Below are 18,651 nucleotides of genomic sequence, written 5' to 3'. Positions count from 1 at the left end.
GCCGCTCCGCTCCTGAAAAAACTACCCGACGAGGATGATGCGGCAATCGTTGACATTGGTACGGGTCGGGCCGGGGTTCACGAGGTCGCCAAGGGCCGCGAAGAACGCGGTCGAGTCGTTCTGCGCCAGCATCGCGGCCGGGTCGAGGCCGGCGGCGCGGGCGCGTTCCAGGGTGGTCGGGTCGACCAGGCCGCCGGCCGGGTCGGTGGCGAGGCCGCGCCCGCCATCGGTCCCGTCGGTGTCGGCGCTGATCCCGAAGATGCCCGGCTCGCCGTCGAGCGCCACCGCGAGTGCCAGGGCGTATTCCTGGTTCGGGCCGCCATGGCCCTCGCCCCGGATCGTCACGGTGAGCTCGCCCCCCGAGATCAGCGCCACGCGCTGGCCGGCGGCCTTGTAGCGCTTGGCCTCGCTGGCATGCACGGCGGCGACCTCCCGGGCCTCGCCTTCGAGGTCGGCGCCCAGCATGATCGGCTCGTAGCCTGCCTCACGGGCCGCCGCCGCGGCGGCCTCCAGGGCGTCGATCGGCCGGGCGATGATATGGTACTCGGCCCGGGCGAAGGCGGGATCGCCGGCCTTCGGCGTCTCGTTGTTCGGGTCGTTCAGCAGCCGGATCGCCGTTTCCGGCAGCGGGATGCCCCGGCGCTCGCAGATCGCGCGGGCATCGGCCAGGGTCGAGGGGTCGGGCACGGTCGGGCCCGAGGCGATCACCGCCGGATCGTCGAAGGGCACGTCCGAGATGGCGAGCGTCAGGATCCGCCGGGCGTTGCGGGCGGCCATGGCGAGTCGCCCGCCCTTGATCCGCGAGATGTGCTTGCGGACGGTGTTGATCTCGCCGATCGGCGCGCCGGAGCGCAGCATCGCCCGGGTGATCGCCTGCTTCTCGGCGAGCGTCAGCTCCCCGGCGGGGGCGATCCAGTTGGCCGAGCCGCCGCCCGAGAGCAGCACCAGCACCTCGTCGTCGGGACCCGCCTCGGTGGCAAGCCGCAGGGCCTCCCGGGTCGCGGCGATGCCGGCCTCGTCGGGAACCGGGTGGCCGGCCTCGACCATATGGATGCCCGGCGCGTCCTGCCCGTAGCCGTGGCGCGCCACGGCGAGGCCGACGATCCGGTCGTCGCCGAGCCCATGCTGCTGCCGGTAGAACCGGCTCGCCACCGCGGACATGCTCCCCGCCGCCTTGCCGGCCGCCAGGATGATCAGGCGCCCGGGGCTCGGCGCCGGCAGGTGCGCCGGCAGACACAGGTCCGGATGGGCGGCGCGGATGCCCGCATACAGCAGGGTCTCGAGGAGCGCGCGCTGCTGCAGGATGGCGGGATCGGCGATGGGCGGGACGGTCTCGGGCATGGCGTCGGACGGGCTCCTCACTACAGGTTCTTGCGTGCGATCCCCGCCCATTCGTTGGTGGGCGGCGGGCCCGTTTCTTGCCGTGAGCGCACGTTGTTTGGTAGGCATCTGGCCTTGTCAGGTGATCTGCCCGAGCCGCCGCCCCACGGCAAGCGCGATCGGCGCCGTCCCACAGATCCAACCCTCGGAGCCCCGTGACCCGTCCGGAGATAGAACCGCGCGCCCCGGCCCCGCACCCGTGCGAAATCATCTCGGGTGATCCGGCCTGCGGCCTCGTCATCGCCTGCGACCACGCCTCGAATTTCGTGCCCCCCGACATCGCGCTCGGCGTGCCGGACTCGGAGTTCAGCCGGCACATCGCCTACGATATCGGCGCGGCGGCGGTGACCCGGGGGCTCGCGGCCCGGTTGAACGTGCCGGCGATCCTGACCAATTTCTCCCGCCTGATCATCGACCCGAACCGCGGCCGTTCCGATCCGACCCTGTTGATGCGCCTCTCCGACGGCGCGGTGGTGCCGGGCAACGCCCGGATCGACGAGGCCGGCAAGCAGGCCCGGATCGCGCGATTCTATGCGCCGTTCGATGCCGCGATCGACGAGGCCGTCGCGGCCGCAGAGGCCGCCGGGCGCCCCCCGGCGATCCTGACCATGCACAGCTTCACGCCCTATTGGCGCGGCATCGCCCGGCCCTGGCAGGTCGGCATCCTGTACGACCGGGACGCGCGCTTCGCCCGTCCGCTGATCGAGGCCCTGGAGGCCGATCCGGCCGGGCTCACGGTCGGCGACAACCAGCCCTATGGCGGCGGCCTGCCGGGCGACACGATCGACCGCCACGCCACCGCCCGCGGCCTGCCCAACGCCCTGGTGGAGATCCGCCAGGACCTCATCGCTGGCGAGGCCGGCCAGGAGGAATGGGCCGAGCGCTTCGCCCGCATCCTGCGTCCGCTGATCGCGGCTTGATCGGGACACGGCCGATCCCGAGATCCGTGCGATCCTATCCTCAACCGGAAAGCGTTTCCCGCGATGCCCGAGATCGACCCGCCGACCCAGACCGAACTCGAAGCCGCGGTGTTCCGCCGGCTCGTGTCGCATCTGCGCAACCGCACCGACGTGCAGAACATCGACCTGATGAACCTGGCGGGGTTCTGCCGGAACTGCCTGTCGAACTGGCTCAAGGATGCCGCCGACGAAAAGGGCGTGCCGCTCACCAAGGACGAGAGCCGCGAGGCCGTCTACGGGATGCCCTACAGCGACTGGAAGGCGAAGCACCAGACCGAGGCGAGCCCCGAGCAGCAGGCGGGTTTTTCGGCTTCGCAGGCCAAGGATCACTGACCGGGCGAGACGGGCGGCGAGAATCGGCTAAGCTTCCGGTAAGTTCGGCCCGTTAACCACCGGTCCAGGGCGCAACCGCGCCGCGCATCCCGGAGAGCCCCATGAACGCCCATTCGATGCCCACCGCGACAGCCCAGCGGCCCGGCGGCGACGTCTCGTCGTCCGAGGGCGTGGCCGCCGACGAGCTGAAGCAGTTCATCGAGCGGCTGGAGCGCCTCGAAGAGGAGAAGGCCGGCATCATGGGCGACATCAAGGAGGTGTTCGCCGAATTGAAGGGCCGCGGCTTCGACGCGAAGGCCGTGCGCACGATCATCCGGATCCGCAAGCAGGACCACAGCGAGCGCCAAGAGCAGGAGGCGATCCTCGAGCTCTACATGCAGGCCCTCGGCATGGCGTAGCCACAGCCGCCGTCGAGCCGGATATCGGGTCGGCGGATGGAGCTAGATCTGGACACGAAAAGGGCCGTACCTCACTGGGTACGGCCCTTCGCTCATTGAAGGGGTGCTTCGGTCGGAGGTCAGTGCCCGCCCGCGGCGTGCGTCTCCTCGACCAGACCCAGCGTCCGGCCCGGATATCCGGCCGCGTCGAAATACCGGGTCTCGCCGACAGTCTGATAGTTCAGGACCGTGACGATGCCGGCGGCGTCCGGCTCAGAGCGGCGGATATGCTTCTGGGCCGCCGGCCGTGCGCCGTTCACCATCGCCTCGGTCAGCACGCGGCCGACGAGCTTACCCTTGTTGGGGATGTCGAGGTCGAGGATCCGCGCGATGGTCTTGCCGAGATCGGCATTGCTCGCCGGAATGTCGCTTTCCAAACCGCCCCGGAAGCTCGGGCCGACTGCGCCCATGACGTTGCGGGTGTCGGAGCGCCCGAAGCTGCCGTGCATGCCCTGACCCTGCTGCAGGGTGGTGTCCGACACCTCGACGCCGCAGGTGGTGGGATCGGCGCAGCCCGTGGTGAAGCTGCGGAAGTTCACCACGATCGCCGGCATCGGGGTCAGCGCCGACCCGTCGAGGGCGATGGACGAGAGCGGCAAGGTCCCGGGGATCGCGCCGAGCGCGTCGCTGACGAACAGCCCGCTGACGTAATCCTGGCGGGACAGAGCCTCAACGACCTTGCGAGCCAGCGCCTTGTCGCTGTTCGGCACGTAGACGAGGTCCGAGCCGCCATTGGCCGCCACCACCACGTCGGGCTTGACCGGATCGGAGCCGATCAGGCCGTTGGCCCGGCTCGGGAAGGACCCGGCCTCGACCTTCGCGCCCTTCGCGTCCGGGTCGAACAGGGTCAGGCCGAGATCGTGCGCCAGGTCGATGGCGAGAAAGCCCGGCGGCAATTGCCGAGCCGGGACGCCCTTGTAGGAGTCCGAGGCCGCGGGGCTCGTGGCGCTCTCTTTGGAGATCGTCGAGAAGCCGTGATCCGAAGTGAGGACCACATCGGTGGTGTCGGCCAGCCCCTGCTCGCGCAGGGCGGCCAGGAGGGCGGCGAGGTTGTCGTCGGCGTTGCGGATCGCGGCCAGGCTCGTCGGCCCGTTGATGCCGGGCACCAGCCGCCCGAGACTGTCGCCGTGGTTGTGCTGCGACCCATCCGGATCGCGCGACCAGAACACCAGCACGAACGGCTTCTGCCGGGCCTTGAACAGCGGCAGCACCGCCTTGGTCGCAACGGACGCGAAATAGGCTTGCTGCTCGACATTGGCCGCCACCGTGCCGGGCGTCTCGGCGGTGCCGGCCTGGCCGTTCGCGCCCCGGGTCGGCGCCTGATCCGGCAGGTTGACCTCCTTCAGGCGGGCGCGGAACGCGTCGCCCAGCGGGATGCCGCCGGCCCGGCCGGTGCTGTCGTCGATGTGGATGTTGTCCTGGCCCGAGCGCTCGGTGTGGTCGAAGACCAGGGACGGGCCGAGCTTGCCGATGCTGGCGGTGGAGAAGCCTTTGGCCCGGGCGGCCTTCAGGATCGTTTCCTCGTTGAGGTAGTTGCCGGCGAAATGCTCGTCGACGTCGCCGAGCACCGGGTCGCTCTCCAGGAACGGGGTCAGGCTGTCTCCGGCGCCGGGCACCTGGAAGGCGGTGTAGATCGTGTTCCCGAACTGGCCGGTATCGCCGAGCATGTGGCCGGTCGCCATGGCGGTGGCGTTCGGCATGGTGAAGGTCGGGAACATCGAGTGCGTGTTGGTGAAGCGCACGCCGGTCTTCATCAGCCGGTCCATGGTCGGCGCGTTCTGCGGGTTCACCATCCCGGCCCTGAGGCCGTCTGCGACGAACAGGATGACGTTGTGAGGCCGCGTCTCGGCGCGTGCGGCGCTGGAAGCGCACAATCCGACGAGGCAGGCAACGATGACGCGACGCATAACCAGAATCTCCGACCGATCCGGGCAGCGGCGTGGCCGGGGAACATTACAGTGCTGTGACAGGCGGGCGTCGGGTGGCGCCGCCGGATGTACGTCCTGGCGTCGGACCTGGATGCGCGCGACTGCTTGTCGAAACGATCAGCGCCTGAGAAACCGCAACGAACACACAGGATAGGCCGTCTTCTGGGTATTCGCAGACAACCGGATTACCGGAGACATTCCCGCATGTCTTGCCACCCGCACCGTCATTGCGAGCGCAGCGAAGCAACCCAGTGCGGCGCGCAATCTCCGACCGTAGCGTGTCCCTGGGTCGCTTCGCTGCGCTCGCGATGATGGTGAAGGCCGCTGTGCACGCTCCCATCGGCGATCGATATGTGAGCGTTTTTGACCGGCCTTTCCCATCCTCGGCCTCATCCTGAGGCGACGGAGCGTAGCGGAGGCCTCGAAGGAGCCCTCCAGCCAGCCGCGCGATCCCTGGAGGGCTCCTTCGAGGCTGCTGCGCAGCACCTCAGGATGAGGGGAGAGATTGGGATCTCCATCGGCAGAACCATCATTCGACTGTGAGCGTGCGATCAATCAGGCTCTGAAACGAAAACGGCCGCGATCTTCCGATCGCGGCCGCCCCGTATCGTTATGCCGCTCTGTCACGCCGCCTTGGGCTTGGCCCGGTTGAGCAGCTTGCGGTTCACCAGCACCTCGGCGATCTGCACCGTGTTGAGCGCAGCGCCCTTGCGCAGGTTGTCCGACACGCACCAGAAGTTCAGGCCGTTCTCGATGGTCGCGTCCTCGCGGATGCGCGAGATGTAGGTGGCGTCCTCGCCCGCCGCCTCGTGCGGGGTCATGTAGCCGCCGTTCTCGCGCTTATCGATCACCAGAATGCCCGGCGCCGAACGCAGGATCTCGGTGGCCCGCTCGGCCGAGAGCGGACGCTCGAACTCGACGTTCACCGCCTCCGCATGCCCGATGAAGACCGGCACGCGGACCGCGGTGGCGGTCAGCTTGATCTTCGGGTCGAGCATCTTCTTGGTCTCGGCGACCATCTTCCACTCTTCCTTCGTGTAGCCATCCTCCATGAACACATCGATGTGGGGGATGACGTTGAAGGCGATCCGCTTGGTGAACTTGCCGCCTTCCTTGATGTCGCCGGCGGTGAACACGGCGCGGGTCTGGTTGAACAGCTCGTCCATCGCCTCCTTGCCGGCGCCGGAGACCGACTGGTAGGTCGAGACCACGACGCGCTTGATCGTGGCCGCCTCGTGCAGCGGCTTGAGGGCGACGACCAACTGGGCAGTCGAGCAGTTCGGGTTGGCGATGATGTTGCGCTTGGTGAAGCCCACGATCGCGTCGGCATTCACCTCGGGCACGATCAGCGGCACGTCCGCGTCGTAGCGGAACGCCGACGAGTTATCGATCACCACGCAGCCCTGCTGGCCGATGCGCGGCGACCACTCCTTGGAGGTCTCGCCGCCCGCCGACATCAAGCAGATGTCGGTGTCGGAGAAGTCGTAGGTGTCGAGGGCTTTGACCTTGAGCGTTTTGTCGCCGAAGGAAACTTCCTGACCCTGGCTGCGGCGCGAGGCCAGCGCCACGACCTCGTCGGCGGGGAAGGCCCGCTCGGCCAGGATATCCAGCATCTCACGGCCCACGTTGCCCGTGGCGCCTACGATGGCGACCTTGTAACCCATCTCTCGTCTCCGCGCGGAAAACCCCGACCGATCCGGGTGCCGCGCTCATGCCAGCAAACTCGGCCGAAGACTCGTTCGCGCCGAAGGGGCGCCCGCCAAACGGACGCGGCCGCGAACCCGCACGAGGTGGGGGCAACGGCCTCTGCGAGCAAGGCGCCGAAGGGACGAGGCTGTCAAGGCCGGCGCGGCCGCGGCAAGGATCGATTCACCCTGCGGCGGGAATGCCGGGCATGACGCCCGATTGGGGGGTGGTGATCAACCCGGCGCGGCGATGATCGGGGGCGGCCGAAGCAAGCGGCCGTCCGCACGGGACATCATGCAGACCGACGATCCGAGCACAGGGGCGGGGCGCGTTCCCGGAACGCCCGAGGGGCGGCGCAAGCTGTCGCTCGTCGGCCTCGGCCTGCGCCTCGTCGTCGCCTCGGCGATGATCGCCGGGCTCTGCCTGTATGCCCGGAAGCCTCTATCCGTGCCGCCGGTGACGGAGCGGATCGAGACGCCGTTCGTGCCTTCGACCCCGGCGCCGAAAGCGCCTGTCGCCGCAACACCGGCCCGGTTCGGGCTCGCCGAGCCCGGTCTCGACCCGGTTCTGGTCGCGGCTGCGCGGATCGATCCGGCCACCGGCCTGCGGGAGGACGCGCTGGCGCGAGGCGCGTTCGAGGCGCTCGACGCGCCGGCGCTCCGGGTGACGCTGACCCGCGGCGACGCGGCCGGCGTCGCGCCCGGCCTGTTCATCCTGCTGGCCCGGCGGGCGGCCACCGACGGACCCGCCCTGGCGGTGATCCGGACCGGGCCGGGTGGCCGGATCGCCACGAAATTCGGCGCCGTGGAGATTCTGGAGGTCACCCTCGGCGGTCCGGCACGGCGAACCTGCACGGGCTTCGTCAGCCGCGAGAAACTGTTCCGGCTCGACGGCTGGCTCTGCGCGCCGCTCGGACATCCCCCCGGGGCGCGAACGCTCGCCTGCATGATCGACGCCCTGAGCCTCGACGACCCTGCGGATCCAGACGCCAGCGCAGCCTTCGCGGCACCGCGTACCGACCGCGGATGTACAGTTACGACGGTCGCGGACGCCTCCGATCCGACCGGCTCGATCGGTCGTCGCAGGGCGCACACGAAAAAATGGGGCCACAATACGGCAAATCGCCGAAGCTCGGCCATTTCCGCGGAACCACAGCCCCACTCAAGCGTCGTTCTATCAAAGGCGGCGAACTGTTAAGCTTCGGTCGCCATACTGATGGCACTCACAGACAAGGTTGGCCATGCGCTCGCTTAAGATCGCTCTTCTCGGCGTCGTCGCCGCCACCGGCTTCGGCGCCCTGGCGTCCATGCCCGCCCAGGCTCAGGATGGTTTCGGTCCGGGTCGCGTCTACAGCGTCGGCCGTCCGCTCCCGATCCGCGTCCGTCCGCGCAGCTGGCTCGACGCCGGCAACGTGCCGCTGACCTCGAACGTTCCGGGCGCCGGCGGTTCGCGCAATCCGGCCCTCAACCCCTACCTGATCGCTGCTTCGAACCAGCTGACCCCGGTCTACGGCCGCAACGACCGGTTCGACAGCGGCCAGCTGCCCGATCCGATCACCAACGGCCCGTTCATCGGTGCGCGTTCCTCGGCAGTCCGGAATGTCGATCTGTCCTTCGTCGACCGGATCGACCCGACCTCGCCGCTCTACGGCCGCCCCTACTAAGCCGAACGCAAGATCTGGATTGTTGGAAAGCGCGGTCCTCTGGGGCCGCGTTTTTTGTTTGTTTGGGGACTTTCCCACTCACCGCCTCATCCTGAGGTGCGAGCGAAGGGCGCCTCGAAGGAGCTCTCCAGCCAGCCATGCGATCCCTAGAACCCTCCTTCGAGGCCCGGCGATCGTCGATCGCCGGGCACCTCAGGATGAGGGGAGAGGCTGGGATATCAGGATGACCGCCGCTGCCTGCATCGCCACCGCGCGATCTACTTCACCTGCACGCTGTCGACGACTTCGCGAAACTTCGCGAGCACGCCGGTGCGCTGATCCTCACGCACGACCCCGAGGGCACGCAGGTACCCATCCGGGTTGAACCGGATGGTCTGTGAGACGACGACGGGCACATTGGTCGGCATGTCGACGGCTCGGGCCACGATCTCATGCCAGTCGACGCCGTTGGACCGGTAGCTCTGCGCCCGCTCGATCACGAAATCCTTCATGGTCTGGTTCGAGGCCAGGGCTGCCCGGGCGAAGCTGTCGCGCTGCTCGGCGGTGGGCGGCTGCTGCACCGCCTGGGCCAGAACCAGGATCGGCTGCTCCAGGTTCTGCATCTGGTCTTTCGGCCCCGCGGTCAGCAGGACGGAATTGCCCGCCAGCACGCGCACCGGGCGGAAGCCGGCTAGGTCGCCGATGCGGAACGGCAGCGCCTCGACCTGCTGGTCGAGGGTCAGGGCCGGACGCAGGGTGACGCCGGTCACCAGCTTGCGCATCGTCTCCTCGGTCTCCGCATCCGGGAGCGCCTGGGCGATGATCAGCCCGGTCACGGTGGGCGTACCGATGACCAGGATCCACTTCCGGACCGCGGGCGCTGTCGTGTTGGGATCGGCGGGCTGCTCGCCGGTATAGAGCATCCCCTCGTTGTCGCCGATCTTGACCTCTTCGCGCTTCTCCACAGCGAAGCCCTGGCTCAGCAGGTTGGCGTCGGTGAAGCCGCTGACGAGTTCCGCGAAAGCGTTCGGCGGCAATTCGACCACCGACACGGTGGCGCCGCCCTCCTTGCGCTCGAAACCGGAAAAGCGCCGCGACGGCGACATGTCGGACGGCGGTTCGAAACCGAAGCGGGACCCCGGCGGGTAGACCGGATCGGCCGCGGAAGCCGCGGACCCGAGCCCGGCCATCAGGACGGCCAGGGACAGAACCCGCCCAAGACGCAGCATCAGGTTACGCACCAGCATCGGAAACCGGTTCTCCTTGAGCGAAGGCCCCGCGGGCTCGCCTTAAGCGATGGGTCCGACGGCCGGCAGCCGGTGTCAAGCGCCTGTGCGATCAGGAGATCGGGAGATCCGCGGCCCTACCGTCACGCCGCAGGGGCGCGGACTCGGCGCAGCGTCAGATTGCAGCGCCCGCCATCCGGCAGGAAGCCCGGCAGTGGATTCTCGGCGAGCAGGTCGTGCTCCGGATAGAGGCGGTCGACCCCGTGATGGATCAGGCGCGAGGCGCCGCCGATCACGAGCGCGTCGCCGGGATGAAGCCAGACCGAGCGGGTCGGGTCCGAGCGCCGAAGGCCGCCGTAGCGAAACAACGCTGCCGTACCCAGCGACAGGGAGACGACCGGGGCGGAGAGATCGGCCTCGTCGCGATCCTGATGGAGGCCCATGCGCGAGTCTGGGGCGTAGAGGTTGATCAGGCAGGCTTCCGGTGGCGCCGGAAACGCCGCCAACGCATCCCAGGCGGCCAGGGCGGTCGGCGGGATCGCGGGCCAAGGCTCGCCGGTCTCGGGGTAAGTCGGCTGGTAGCGGTAGCCGCTTCGGTCGGACACCCAGCCGAGCGGCCCGGCATTCGACATTCGCACCGAGAACGGCTTCCCGGTGCGCGGCATGCATGGAATGAAGGGCGGCGCGGACGCCAGGACTGCCGCAACCTCGGCGGCGAGGCGCGCGCGGGCTACCGGATCGAGAAAGCCCGGGTGGTGGATCAGCCCCGGCGCGAGTTCGGTCACCAATCAGCCGCCTACTTCGTTGTCGCGAGCCAGAATCTGCTTGGAGCCGACCGTGGTGTCGGCGGCGAGCCGGTAGACCAGCGGCACGCCGGTCTTGATCTCCAGGCTGGCGATGGCGTCAGGGCCGAGGTGATCGAGCACCATCACCAGGGAGCGCAGGGAATTGCCGTGCGCCGCAACGAGCACACGCTGCCCGGCCATCACGCGCGGCAGGATCGTCTCGATGTAGTAGGGCAGCACCCGGGCGGCGGTGTCCTTGAGGCTCTCGCCGCCGGGGGGCCGCACGTCGTAGGAGCGCCGCCAGAGATGGACCTGCTCCTCGCCCCATTTGGCGCGGGCATCGTCCTTGTTGAGCCCCGCGAGGTCGCCGTAATCGCGCTCGTTCAGCGCTTGTGACCGCACCACCTCGAGATCCGAGAGACCCATCGCTTCCAGCATCAGCGCGCACGTGCGCTGGGCCCGGACGAGCTCGGAGGTGAAGGCGATGTCGAACCCGTAGTCCGCGCGCTTCAGGGCGCCGCCGGCCGCTCGCGCCTCCTCGACCCCGCGGTCGGTGAGGTCGGGATCGCGCCAGCCGGTGAACAGGTTCTTGAGGTTCCACTCGCTCTGGCCGTGGCGAGCGAGGACGAGCAGGCGCTCCATCGGCGGATCTTATCCCTTGCTGTTCGTCTAGAGCCCGAGCACGTCCGTCATGGAGTAGAGCCCGGGCGGCTTCGGGTGAGCCCACAGTGCGGCCTTCACCGCTCCCACGGCGAACAGCCCCCGATCTGCGGCGTGGTGGCTGATGGTCAGGGACTCGCCGGCTCCGGCGAAGATCACGCTGTGGTCGCCGACCACGGAGCCGCCCCGCAGGGTGGCGAAACCGATATCGCCCGGCCGGCGCGCGCCGGTATGCCCGTCCCGGGTCGAGACCCGCACGTCCTTGAGGTCGACGCCGCGCCCCTCCGCGGCGGCCTCGCCGAGCAGCAGCGCGGTGCCGGAGGGCGCATCCACCTTCATGCGATGGTGCATCTCGGCGATCTCGATATCGAACTCGTCGCCCAGCGCTTTGGCGACCCGGCGCACCAGCTCCGCCATCAGGTTGATGCCGAGCGACATGTTGCCCGAGCGCACGATACGGGCGTGGTAGGCGGCGGCTTGCAACTTGGCGAGGTCGTCGTCGGACAGGCCGGTCGTCCCGACCACGTGGACGATGCGGGCCTGGGCAGCCAGCTCGGCTAATTGCACGGTGGCGGCGGGGGCGGTGAAGTCGAGGACGCCGTCGGCGGTGGCGAAAGCCCTCAGCGGGTCATCGGTGATGGGGACGTCGAGGGGCGGGAGCCCGGCGAGCACGCCGGCATCCTGCCCGAGGACCGGCGAGCCCTCGCGCTCGATCGCCGCCGTGAGGGTGCAGCCCTCGGCCTCGGCCACCGCCCGCACCAGCATCCGCCCCATGCGCCCGTCCGCGCCGACCACCACGAGCCGCATTCACGTTGATCCTCTGTCGTTCCGTCCCGGGCGAGCCTGGCCGATGTCAGGCGCGCCATCAATGGGCCGGACCGTCGGTTCGCGATCGTGCCACCTGCAGGCTCCCGCATCGTCTCTCAAGGAGCCCGACGCGGAAGCCCGCTATAAGCTCAGTCCTTCTCGGGGGCGATCGCTTCGAGGCCGCCGATATGCTTCTGCGCGTAGAGCGGCAGACCGACCTGCCTGATCAGCTCGAGCTGGGTCTCGAGGAAGTCGATATGGCCTTCCTCGTCCTCGGCGAGCTGCTCGAACAGATTCTTCGACACGCGCTCGTTGATCGACTCGCAGTACTGCGCGGCTTCGAGATAGAGGCTGCGCGCGCCGTTCTCGGCGGCGAGATCGCACTCGATGATCTCCTGCACATTCTGGCCGATTCGCAGAGGCTCCAGCTCCTGCAGGTTCGGGAAGCCGTCGAGGAACAGGATCCGGTCCACGAACCGATCCGCGTGATTCATCTCCTCGATCGACTCCTTGCGCCAGAACTTGGCGAGATCGATATACCCCCAGTCATTGAGCATCCGGAAATGCAGCCAGTACTGACTAACGGCAGTCAGCTCGCTCTTCAGGCCGCGATTTAGGTACTCGATGACCTTGGTGTCGCCCTTCATGGCCCCCGTACTCCCAACAGCTATTCTGGCGGGGGGGCCATGGCGTCACGCCGAAATCCCGTCCTCCGCAGTTTGGAATAAAACCAAACTGCAAGCGCTGGCGCAAGCCGTGGAGCATTCATGGCTGCCTTGATCGCCCGCGGCTTCACTCAGCGCGTTGCGCATGATCTCACGGATTGTTCGCGCGCAGCGCCCGCATTTCGGGCTGCAGCCGAGGCACGCGTAAACCTGCGCCGGGGTGCGGGGACAGCCCGGGCCGGGCGACAGGCAGCTGCGCACTGCGCCATCGGACAGGACGTTGCAAGAACAGACGATCATGCGCGCTGCAGAACCCGTCTTCCTCGGGCCCAGCCCGACCATGTCGAGCGAGGCATTTCGGACCCACCAGATTAGAACGACTGAAAAGTAGAAGACTTTTCAAGGCCTTACTGGTCATCGGGGAGATGGCAGCTCGTTGGCGCCTGGTCAAGGCGGCGCAAATCACAGGGACTCGATCGAATCGTTCACGTCCGGTCGCGCGCGGGCTTCCGAGCATCGAAAGTCGGCGCGGGATGCCCGGACTCAGCGCGCGAGTTCGCGCAGGCCCAACCGAATCAGCACCTTGGCCTCGGCGCCCTCCTCGGCGCCCTTCAGCGCCGCCGCGATGGCGGAAGCGGCCTGCACCTGTGGGTAGCCGAGATTCACCAGCGCCGAGATCGCGTCGGCCACCGGACGCGGCGCGGCCCCCTCCTCGACAGCGCCAGCGAGCGCGAGCAGCGCCGGGTCGACCGGAGCGAAGGCGGGGGCCTTGTCCTTCAGTTCGGCGGTCAGCCGGGCCGCCAGCCGCGGCCCGACGCCTGGCGCCCGGCTGATCGTGCCCTTGTCGCCGGTGGCGATGGCGCTCGCCAGGGCGTCGGGTTCCAGCACCGACAGGATCGCCAGCGCGACCCGCGCGCCGACGCCCTGCACGGTTTGGAGCAGGCGGAACCACTCCCGCTCCGCATCCGAGCGGAAACCGTAGAGCCGGATCATGTCTTCGCGGACATAGGTCTCGATCGACAGCTCCGCAGCCTCGCCGACCTTGGGCAGGCGCTGGAGCGTGCGCGCCGAGCAATGCGCGATGTAGCCGACGCCGGAAACGTCGAGGATCACGAAATCCTCGCCGAACGAATCCACCACGCCCCTGAGCTTGCCGATCATTCTGTGCCCGTCCGCTGTCGGGGCGATGCCTATAGAAGCGCGGGCACCTCCGCCAGACGCGCTTGAGCGTGGAAGCGCTTCGTGAAATCAGGGGCCGCGACGGCCGGGCTCGACCCTGATCAGGGTCGCCGGACACGTGGGGAAACGACCATGCGCGCGCCCATTCTCGCTCTGATCGGCCTGCTGTGCGTCGGCCACGCCCGGGCGGCGGACGAGCCGGCCGCTGCGGCGCCGAGCAAGGATCCGACCCAGGTCCGACCGGGCGCCTATGTCCTCGATCCGGATCACGGCAAGGTCACGTGGTCGGTCAGCCATCTCGGCTACTCGACTTATTACGGCCAGTTCACCGGCCTGACCGGCAAGCTCGACCTCGACCCGAAGGCGCCGGACAAGAGCCGCCTGGAGGTCACCGTGCCGCTCGCCGGAATCATCACCGGCAGCGCGCGCCTGAACGAGCATCTGGCCGGGCCGGACTTCTTCGACACGACCAAGTTCCCCAGCGCCACCTTCACGGCCACCGCGGTGGAGCCGACCAGCCCGACCACCGCGCGGATCACCGGCGACCTGACCCTGCGCGGTGTCACCCGGCCGCTGGCGATCGATGCCACCTTCAACCAGGCCGGCATCCACCCGGTGGACCAGCGCTACACCGTTGGATTCGACGGGCGCGCCGTGGTGAAGCGGTCGGATTTCGGCGTCAACGCCTACCTGCCGGCGCTCGGCGACGAGGTGTCCCTGCGCATCGAGGGCGAGTTCAAGGCTGCGCCTTAAGCCGCGCGCTCAGTGCCGTCGGCTCGGTGAGATCACGCGACCAAACGCGCTCCGAGATGGCGCGAGATCACGAGCCGGTATAGGCAGCCGGGAACGCGCTCTCAGGACGGAAGGATCGTCGAAAATGGCCAAGCCTGTCGTCGATGGCGCGCCGGTCACACCGGTGGAGGCCTGAACATTGCGCGGTGCTTGGCTAATCTGGATTCTGATGCTCGCCGGACCCGCCTGCGCGCAGACGCCCGCGCCGTTCGCGCCGGCAGTTGTGCCCTCTTCTCCTCTCGACAACTACGCCGAGGCGGCGGCGACCACGATCATCGCCGAGCAGGCCTGCCCGGGCATCCAGGTGAAGGCCGGGCAGCTCACGACCCTACGGCTCGCCACCAAGGTCGCGGCAGCGCAGGAGGCGACCCTGCAGGAGAAGCTGCGGACCCGGGCCACGCAGGTCCGGCAACAGCTCGCTGCCGACGGGCGGGAGGCGTGGTGCGCACAGGCGCTGGCCGCGTTCGGCCCACAGGGCAGCGTCTCCAAGGGCATTCTTGCCACCGGCGCGCCGATCCGCTGATCCCGTCCAGGATTGACACGGGGCCACCCCGCCCCTACTGACCCGGCATGGCGCGCGGCCTCCTCGACGAGGTCCGCGCGTTTCGCGTTGTCCGGGTCCGCCCGTGCAATGACTTCAAACAAGAAGCCGGTCCAGGGGCAGCCGCCCCGGAGGCCGTTCGAGAACACGAGAGCAACGATGTTCGCAGTCATCAAGACGGGCGGCAAGCAGTACCGCGTCGCCGCCAACGACACCATCACCATCGCCACCCTGCCGGGCGAGGCCGGTGAAACCGTGACCTTCGGTGAGGTCCTCCTGTTCGCCGATGGTGCAGGCGCCACCCAGGTCGGCGCGCCGACCCTGTCGGGCATCAGCGTCACGGGCGAGATCGTGAGCCACGGCCGCGACAAGAAGGTGATCGCCTTCAAGAAGCGCCGCCGCCAGAACTCGCGCCGCAAGCGCGGTCACCGCCAGCACCACACCGTGGTGCGCATCACCGGCATCTCCGCGTGATCGAGCGCGGGCCCCAGGCGAGGCCCGCGATCCGCGCGACCCACACGCATTCGGAGCAGATCCCATGGCACACAAGAAAGCAGGCGGCTCGTCCCGCAACGGCCGCGATTCGGAAGGCCGGCGCCTCGGCGTCAAGAAGTTCGGCTCGGAAGCCGTGATTCCGGGCAACATCATCGTGCGCCAGCGCGGCACCAAATGGCATCCCGGCAGCAATGTCGGCATGGGCAAGGACCACACGCTGTTCGCGCTGGTACCGGGCCATGTCCGCTTCGAGACGCGCCGCGGGCGCGCCTTCGTGGCCGTAACCCCGCTGGCCCTGGCCGCGGAATAACAGGCGGGCGCCCGAACGGCGAAGCTGGCGTCCCGCCCGGTGTCCCACACCGGACCGGAGACGTCGATGCCGAGCCCCTGACGGGACGGATCGGACGGAACACCGGGGAGGATGGGGCACCATCCTCCCCTTCGTCGTCTTGAGGCGGTGCACCGAAGCCGGGAGCGCCGCCCTGCGAGGGCACGATGTTCCCCGATCTCACCCGCGACGACGTCTTCCGGATCGAAACGCGCCGGCTGTGGCTGCGTTGGCCGACGGCGAAGGACAAGGACGCGATCCTCAAGCTCGCCGGCGAGCGGGCGGTGGCCGAGATGACCGCTCGGATCCCGCACCCGCTCGACCGGCACGCCGTCGACGCGTTCCTGCTCAAGACGCGTGGCGCCAACAGCGCCGGAACCGGCCTGACGCTGGCGCTCGCCGAGCGTCAGGCCCCGGCAAACCTGATCGGCCTGGTCGGGATCTCGCGTGGCAGCGGGACCCCGCATCTCGGCTACTGGCTCGGCCAGCCCTGGTGGGGCAACGGTCTGATGGGCGAGGCGGCGCGGGCCCTGGTCCATGCCTATTTCGCCTATGCGGGCGGGGACCGGCTCGAAGCCTCCGCGCTGCCGGCGAACCCGGCCTCCCGGCGAGTTCTGGAAAAGGTCGGATTCCGGGTGACCGGGCGCGGTCCACGCCCCTGCCCGGCCCGCGGCGGCGACCGCGAGGTCGATCTGTTCGGCCTGGACCGGGGCGACTGGGCGGACCGTGCGGGCGCATTCGACCCAACGGCGGAACTCGCGGCGGCGTCCTGATGCACGGCGTTCCAGCCTCTCCGGACGGAGGGGCCGGGCGCGGCGTCGAACAGTCCGGCGCATCCCCTATATTCTTCGACGACTCCCGGGTTGCCGAGGCCAAACAGCGACGAGATGCACCGTGAAATTCCTCGATGAAGCCAAAGTCTATGTCCGCTCCGGCGACGGCGGTCCCGGCTGCGTCGCGTTCCGGCGCGAGAAGTTCATCGAGTTCGGCGGCCCGAACGGCGGCGATGGCGGCCGCGGCGGCGACGTCTGGGTGGAGTGCGTCGAGGGCCTCAACACCCTGATCGACTACCGCTACCAGCAGCACTTCAAGGCCAAGAAGGGCGAGCACGGCATGGGCTCGAACTGCCACGGCGCCAACGGCGCCGACGTGGTGCTGAAGGTGCCCGCCGGCACCCAGATCTTCGCCGAGGATGGCGAGACGCTGGTCGCCGACCTCACCGAGGTCGGCCAGAAGATCCGGCTGGCCAAGGGCGGCAATGGCGGCTTCGGCAACGCCTACTTCACCACCTCGACCAACCGCGCACCGAAGCACGCCAATCCGGGCCTGGAAGGCCAGGAGATGTGGATCTGGCTGCGGCTCAAGCTGATCGCCGATGCCGGCTTGGTCGGCCTGCCCAACGCCGGCAAATCGACCTTCCTGGCGAGCGTGACGGCGGCCAAGCCGAAGATCGCCGATTATCCGTTCACGACCCTGCATCCGGGCCTGGGCGTGGTGCGCTCGGACAACCGCGAATTCGTGCTCGCCGACATTCCCGGCCTGATCGAGGGCGCCCACGAGGGCGTCGGGCTCGGCGACAAGTTCCTGGCCCATGTCGAGCGCTGCCGGGTGCTGCTGCACCTGGTCGACGGCACCACCGAGCATGCCGGCAAGACCTACAAGCTCGTCCGCGGCGAGATCGAGGCCTACGGCAACGGACTGGCCGACAAGCCCGAGATCGTGGCGCTTTCGAAGGCCGACGCGCTGGATGCCGAGACGCTCAAGAGCCAGGTCGCCAAGCTGAAGCGCGCCGCCGGTCGCGCGCCGTTGGTCCTGTCCTCGGCGAGCCGCAAGGGCGTCCCGGAGGCACTCCGGGCGATCCGGAGCGAGATCGACGCGAGCATGGCCGCTGAGGCGGACGCCCGGCCGGTCGTGGCTTGGCAGCCCTGAGTGACGGGGCGCAGACCTTCTGATAAGCTTTTCCCAGTTCGCCCGCTTACTTGGTGGTAGCGATGAGTGAAGCGCTGATCGTGGAGAATGACGAGGCCCTAGTCCTCGCCCGCGAACTCGCCGAGCGGCGCGGGACTTCGGTTGACGCGGCTGTCATCGAGGCCTTGCGTGGCTCTCTGGCTCGAGCCACCCCGGAAAAGCAGTCGGTCCTCAATCCGGTTGATTTGGTGCCGCTTGAAGAGATGACTTCGGAGCAACGCGACCGTTACGAACGCCTCCGTGCGCTCAGCGAGAAATACGCCGTCTATCGCCGGCCGGGCGCGACCTCAGATCATAGCGAATTTTACGACGAGCATGGCCTTCCGATCTGACGAGCCCGGGATGATCGCGATCGATTCCTCCGCCATCGTTGCGATCTTACTGGCTGAGATCGAAGCAAAAATTTTTTGGCACATCATCGCGCAGGAGGAGGTTCTTATCGGCGCCCCGACCCTGTGCGAAACACACATGGTGCTTGAAAGCCGATTACGCAGTCACGCGGGTCAGGCCATCGAAGACTTCATTGCCGATGGCGCGATCAGAATTGCAGCTTTTGACAGGGTCATGTCTCAGGCGGCCATTGATGCCTTCAGGCTCTATGGCAAAGGCCGTGGCCACCCGGCGAAACTGAACCTCGGCGATTGTCTGTCCTACGCCGTCGCCAAGGTCCATGCCGTGCCGCTTCTGTTCAAAGGAAACGACTTCATCCACACCGATCTGGTGCCTGCCTACAATCCGGCGTCCTGATTACGACACGACTCGATCTCGGCCCTTGTCCAAGGCCGCGGTGTACCGCTGTTCAACCGCGCCGACATCGTCCAAACCGCACCGCGTGACCCG

Annotated in this window: 23 protein-coding genes; 13 read left to right on the top strand and 10 right to left on the bottom strand. The window is 68.4% G+C overall.

The window, feature by feature from the left end:
* Positions 1-21: 21 nt before the first annotated feature.
* Positions 22-1,341 (bottom strand): glycerate kinase, encoded by a 1,320-nt coding sequence (locus MKL09_RS29825; RefSeq protein WP_244025574.1) that lies wholly within the window; start codon positions 1,339-1,341, stop codon positions 22-24.
* Positions 1,342-1,535: 194 nt separating this feature from the next.
* On the opposite strand from MKL09_RS29825, the gene MKL09_RS29820 reads away from it, so the two are divergent.
* The 3 genes from MKL09_RS29820 to MKL09_RS29810 all read left to right on the top strand — a co-directional run bounded on the left by MKL09_RS29820 (position 1,536) and on the right by MKL09_RS29810 (position 3,070).
* Positions 1,536-2,300 carry an N-formylglutamate amidohydrolase gene (locus MKL09_RS29820; RefSeq protein ID WP_244025573.1) on the top strand — a complete coding sequence of 255 codons (765 nt, stop codon included), beginning with the start codon at positions 1,536-1,538 and terminating at the stop codon, positions 2,298-2,300.
* A gap of 63 nt (positions 2,301-2,363) precedes the next feature.
* On the top strand, positions 2,364-2,672 hold the full coding sequence (locus MKL09_RS29815; RefSeq protein WP_244025572.1) for a DUF1244 domain-containing protein: 309 nt from the start codon (positions 2,364-2,366) through the stop codon (positions 2,670-2,672).
* A gap of 101 nt (positions 2,673-2,773) precedes the next feature.
* Positions 2,774-3,070, top strand: coding sequence for a DUF2312 domain-containing protein (locus MKL09_RS29810; RefSeq protein WP_092039624.1), 297 nt, complete (start codon positions 2,774-2,776; stop codon positions 3,068-3,070).
* Between the two features lie 119 nt (positions 3,071-3,189).
* Here MKL09_RS29810 and MKL09_RS29805 read toward each other — a convergent pair whose 3' ends face one another.
* Entirely contained in the window at positions 3,190-5,016 is a 1,827-nt protein-coding gene (locus tag MKL09_RS29805; RefSeq protein WP_244025571.1) for an alkaline phosphatase family protein, read from the bottom strand.
* Between the two features lie 644 nt (positions 5,017-5,660).
* Entirely contained in the window at positions 5,661-6,701 is a 1,041-nt protein-coding gene (locus tag MKL09_RS29800) for an aspartate-semialdehyde dehydrogenase (protein ID WP_244025570.1), read from the bottom strand.
* Positions 6,702-7,017: 316 nt separating this feature from the next.
* Between MKL09_RS29800 and MKL09_RS29795 the strand changes: the two genes are divergently transcribed.
* Together MKL09_RS29795 and MKL09_RS29790 are read left to right on the top strand one after the other, a co-directional pair.
* Positions 7,018-7,920: a hypothetical protein gene (locus MKL09_RS29795; protein ID WP_244025569.1), complete on the top strand. Its 903-nt coding sequence runs from the start codon at positions 7,018-7,020 to the stop codon at positions 7,918-7,920.
* A gap of 43 nt (positions 7,921-7,963) precedes the next feature.
* Entirely contained in the window at positions 7,964-8,386 is a 423-nt protein-coding gene (locus MKL09_RS29790; protein WP_244025568.1) for a hypothetical protein, read from the top strand.
* Positions 8,387-8,643: 257 nt separating this feature from the next.
* Here the strand turns inward: MKL09_RS29790 and MKL09_RS29785 are convergent, their stop codons facing one another.
* From MKL09_RS29785 to ruvA, 7 genes are all read right to left on the bottom strand, one after another.
* Positions 8,644-9,612 carry a hypothetical protein gene (locus MKL09_RS29785; RefSeq protein ID WP_244025567.1) on the bottom strand — a complete coding sequence of 323 codons (969 nt, stop codon included), beginning with the start codon at positions 9,610-9,612 and terminating at the stop codon, positions 8,644-8,646.
* A gap of 122 nt (positions 9,613-9,734) precedes the next feature.
* Positions 9,735-10,379 (bottom strand): alpha-ketoglutarate-dependent dioxygenase AlkB, encoded by a 645-nt coding sequence (locus MKL09_RS29780; RefSeq protein ID WP_244025566.1) that lies wholly within the window; start codon positions 10,377-10,379, stop codon positions 9,735-9,737.
* A complete protein-coding gene (locus MKL09_RS29775) occupies positions 10,380-11,018 on the bottom strand; it encodes a 2,3-bisphosphoglycerate-dependent phosphoglycerate mutase (protein ID WP_244025565.1) in 639 nt (212 codons plus the stop codon).
* Between the two features lie 27 nt (positions 11,019-11,045).
* On the bottom strand, positions 11,046-11,843 hold the full coding sequence (dapB, locus tag MKL09_RS29770) for a 4-hydroxy-tetrahydrodipicolinate reductase (RefSeq protein WP_244025564.1): 798 nt from the start codon (positions 11,841-11,843) through the stop codon (positions 11,046-11,048).
* A 149-nt stretch (positions 11,844-11,992) separates the two neighbouring features.
* Positions 11,993-12,490 carry a bacterioferritin gene (gene bfr, locus MKL09_RS29765; RefSeq protein ID WP_244025563.1) on the bottom strand — a complete coding sequence of 166 codons (498 nt, stop codon included), beginning with the start codon at positions 12,488-12,490 and terminating at the stop codon, positions 11,993-11,995.
* 45 nt (positions 12,491-12,535) lie between these two features.
* A complete protein-coding gene (locus tag MKL09_RS29760; protein ID WP_244025562.1) occupies positions 12,536-12,808 on the bottom strand; it encodes a bacterioferritin-associated ferredoxin in 273 nt (90 codons plus the stop codon).
* A 243-nt stretch (positions 12,809-13,051) separates the two neighbouring features.
* Positions 13,052-13,669 (bottom strand): Holliday junction branch migration protein RuvA, encoded by a 618-nt coding sequence (gene ruvA / locus MKL09_RS29755; protein WP_244025561.1) that lies wholly within the window; start codon positions 13,667-13,669, stop codon positions 13,052-13,054.
* A 150-nt stretch (positions 13,670-13,819) separates the two neighbouring features.
* Between ruvA and MKL09_RS29750 the strand changes: the two genes are divergently transcribed.
* From MKL09_RS29750 to MKL09_RS29715, 8 genes are all read left to right on the top strand, one after another.
* Positions 13,820-14,440, top strand: a complete 621-nt coding sequence (locus MKL09_RS29750; RefSeq protein WP_244025560.1) for a YceI family protein — start codon at positions 13,820-13,822, stop codon at positions 14,438-14,440.
* 208 nt (positions 14,441-14,648) lie between these two features.
* A complete protein-coding gene (locus tag MKL09_RS29745; protein ID WP_244025559.1) occupies positions 14,649-15,002 on the top strand; it encodes a hypothetical protein in 354 nt (117 codons plus the stop codon).
* Between the two features lie 177 nt (positions 15,003-15,179).
* The gene (gene rplU / locus MKL09_RS29740; protein WP_007568206.1) at positions 15,180-15,494 is read left to right on the top strand and encodes a 50S ribosomal protein L21; all 315 of its coding nucleotides are present in this window, start codon (positions 15,180-15,182) and stop codon (positions 15,492-15,494) included.
* Positions 15,495-15,558: 64 nt separating this feature from the next.
* Positions 15,559-15,825 (top strand): 50S ribosomal protein L27, encoded by a 267-nt coding sequence (gene rpmA / locus MKL09_RS29735; RefSeq protein ID WP_058190190.1) that lies wholly within the window; start codon positions 15,559-15,561, stop codon positions 15,823-15,825.
* Positions 15,826-16,010: 185 nt separating this feature from the next.
* Complete coding sequence (locus MKL09_RS29730) at positions 16,011-16,616, top strand: GNAT family N-acetyltransferase (protein WP_244025558.1); 606 nt, start codon at positions 16,011-16,013, stop codon at positions 16,614-16,616.
* A gap of 121 nt (positions 16,617-16,737) precedes the next feature.
* Complete coding sequence (gene obgE / locus MKL09_RS29725) at positions 16,738-17,772, top strand: GTPase ObgE (RefSeq protein WP_244025557.1); 1,035 nt, start codon at positions 16,738-16,740, stop codon at positions 17,770-17,772.
* 62 nt (positions 17,773-17,834) lie between these two features.
* On the top strand, positions 17,835-18,143 hold the full coding sequence (locus MKL09_RS29720; RefSeq protein WP_244025556.1) for a type II toxin-antitoxin system VapB family antitoxin: 309 nt from the start codon (positions 17,835-17,837) through the stop codon (positions 18,141-18,143).
* A gap of 10 nt (positions 18,144-18,153) precedes the next feature.
* Entirely contained in the window at positions 18,154-18,558 is a 405-nt protein-coding gene (locus tag MKL09_RS29715; protein WP_244025555.1) for a type II toxin-antitoxin system VapC family toxin, read from the top strand.
* Positions 18,559-18,651: the final 93 nt, after the last annotated feature.

The sequence above is a fragment of the Methylobacterium sp. J-048 genome, assembly GCF_022829515.1.
GTDB lineage: Bacteria > Pseudomonadota > Alphaproteobacteria > Rhizobiales > Beijerinckiaceae > Methylobacterium.
The sequence above is the reverse complement of the archived record's forward strand: the minus strand, read 5'-3'. Positions and strand labels throughout refer to the sequence as shown.